This is a genomic window from Chitinophaga sp. (assembly GCF_036566945.1).
Classification (GTDB): domain Bacteria; phylum Bacteroidota; class Bacteroidia; order Chitinophagales; family Chitinophagaceae; genus Chitinophaga.
The window spans coordinates 1-2763 of record NZ_DATCVJ010000092.1 but is presented as its reverse complement, the minus strand read 5'-3'; the positions used below and the strand labels follow the sequence as shown (position 1 = coordinate 2763).

The window sequence follows — 2763 nt, the reverse complement described above, 5'->3', positions numbered from 1 at the left end:
TATTTGATCCTGCCAACACATGTATCGCTTCTTTTCTGGAATCCAAAGCAGAAGAGGCCTATGTTAAAAAGTTACTCGTAATATTAGACGGAGGTGTAGCGGCACACCACCCACAGCTCACACAGCAAATCAATACTTATTTCCAACAGGTGCGCGGCTTTCAGCTGGCCCCGGAAATTGTTACCATCACCGGTGGTGAAAGCGTAAAGAATGATTTGCCACTGCTTTTCAGCCTGGTAGATGCCATCGATAAATATGGTATCGACCGCCATTCTTATGTGATCGGTATCGGAGGAGGTTCCCTGCTCGACCTGGTAGGGTTTGCAGCGGCGATTTCTCACCGCGGGGTAAAGCATATCCGGATCCCGACTACCGTGTTATCACAAAATGATTCTGGTGTAGGCGTGAAAAACGGCGTAAACTATAAGGGGAAGAAAAATTTCCTGGGTTCCTTCGCGCCGCCAGCGGCAGTATTTAATGACGAGACATTTCTAACCACCCTGGATCCGCGCGATTGGCGCTCCGGTATGGTGGAAGCGGTGAAAGTTGCCCTCATAAAAGATGCTGCTTTCTTTAACCGGATAGAAGAAACTGCCGTGGCTATGACAGCCGGCGACATGCCAGCTATGCAGGAACTGATTTATCGTTGTGCCGAATTGCATGTACAGCATATTGGCGGTGCCGGTGATCCGTTTGAAAGCGGCTCTTCCCGCCCACTGGATTTTGGACACTGGAGTGCACATAAGCTGGAACAGCTTACCAACTTTGAACTACGTCACGGCGAAGCAGTATCTATCGGCATTGCGGTAGATAGCGTGTACTCGTTCCTGTTAGGCTGGCTGCCAGAAGCTGATATGCAACGTATTCTCACGGTATTAAAAAATATGAAATTACCCATCTGGCATCCGTTGCTGGAAAAGCAGGATGGCAAACCATCTCCGGTGGTAGTAGGTTTGGAAGAATTTCGCGAACACCTGGGAGGTCGCTTAACAATTTCCCTGTTGCGCGCCGTTGGTAAAGGAGAAGAAGTACACGAAATGGATCTGGCACTGCTGTATAAAGCAGTGGATATCTGTAAAAATAATCAATAATGAAAACAGCAGTTGGGCATCTTACCTACTGCACAAATATTCATCCCGGCGAAAACTGGGGGGATCATTTTGCGCAGTTGAAAAAATTCATACCTGCTATCAAACAACAGGTATCTCCCGATCAACCTTTCGGCATAGGCTTACGCCTGGCCAATACCGCCAGCCTGGAACTGAGTAAGGAAGAGCAATTGACCGCATTTCAGCAATGGCTGAAAGAAGAAGATTGTTATGTGTTTACCATGAACGGTTTTCCATACGGCGGTTTTCATAATGTAGTGGTAAAAGACCAGGTACATGCACCCGATTGGACCAGTGCCGATCGCGTTGCCTATACCATTCGCCTGTTTCGCCTGCTCGCGGCCTTACTGCCCGCGGGGATGGAAGGCGGTATTTCTACAAATCCACTTACCTACAAATACTGGTGTAGCCGTTGTGAAGAAGAAAAAAATTCCTTTACAGAAAGCGCCACTTTTAACATGCTGCTGGTCCTGGAGCAACTGGTACGTATTCACCGTAGCGGCGGCCCTTTAATGCACCTGGATGTAGAACCGGAACCAGATGGATTGATGGAAAATACCAGCGAATATATCAGTTGGTATTTTGAGGAATTACTACCGGCAGGCATTCCGTTTATTAAGGAGAAATTTAACGTGGAAGACCAGGAAGCAGCAGATATCATCAAGGCGCATATTCAGTTGTGCTACGATGTTTGTCATTTTGCACTGGTATACGAACCGCCTCAGCGCGTGCTGGAGCGCCTGCAACACCATGGCCTGAAAGTAGGTAAGCTCCAGATCAGTGCGGCACTGAAAGCAAACATGCCAACGGATACGGCTGCACGAAAAGAGGTGACAGACGCTTTCCGTCAATTTAACGAACCGGTATACCTGCACCAGGTAATTGCCCGGAAAAATGATGGCAGCTTTATTCATTACCCCGATCTGCCGGAAGCACTGGCCGATGAAAATAATCCAGCGGTAACAGAATGGCGCTCCCATTTTCATGTACCGGTATTTCTTGATAAATTTGGTGTATTGCAATCCACACAGGAAGATATTAAACAGGTATTGGCACTGCAACGGCAACAGCCCTTTACATCGCACCTGGAAGTGGAAACATACACCTGGGACGTATTGCCGCCTGAATTAAAACAGGAAATGTCGTTGTCCGTGTCCCGGGAATTAAATTGGATAAAGGAACAGCTTTTTAGCTTTTAGCCATTAGCTTTTAGCTTTTAGAAAATGCAGCGGATAAGAACATAACATGCTCTTCGCTGCATTTTCTAAAAGCTAAAAGCTAATGGCTAAAAGCCGCTTGGAATTGTCCATTGGGAATAATAGCTTTATACCGGAATTGTAACGGCGATTGAATCTATGAGAAAGACAGTAGTAATTGATGTAGTAGGGCTCTCTACTTCTTTGTTGGAGCACCTGCCTTTCATAAAGGCTTATACGCAACAGCGTCACCTGGCAACCGTGAAGCCCATGTTACCGGCGCTCACCACGTCTGTGCAGAGTACGTATCTTACCGGCCAATGGCCCAGTGAGCATGGAATTGTAGGCAATGGCTGGTACGATAGAACAGATGCGGAAGTAAAGTTCTGGAAGCAATCTAACAACCTGGTAGATGCACCCAAAATCTGGGACCGCGCCAGGAAACTGGACCCTTCCTT

General features: G+C 47.3%; 3 protein-coding genes. All 3 read left to right on the top strand.

Going from position 1 to position 2763, the window contains the following annotated elements:
• The coding region (locus VIP81_RS02655) for a 3-dehydroquinate synthase (RefSeq protein WP_331956931.1) at positions 1-1091 on the top strand (1091 nt) is incomplete at its 5' end.
• Positions 1091-2308 (top strand): metabolite traffic protein EboE, encoded by a 1218-nt coding sequence (eboE, locus tag VIP81_RS02650; RefSeq protein WP_331956930.1) that lies wholly within the window; start codon positions 1091-1093, stop codon positions 2306-2308. The genes VIP81_RS02655 and eboE, both read left to right, overlap by 1 nt.
• Positions 2309-2464: 156 nt before the next feature.
• Positions 2465-2763, top strand: a 299-nt coding sequence (locus VIP81_RS02645) for an alkaline phosphatase family protein (RefSeq protein ID WP_331956929.1), incomplete at its 3' end; no start/stop codon positions are given.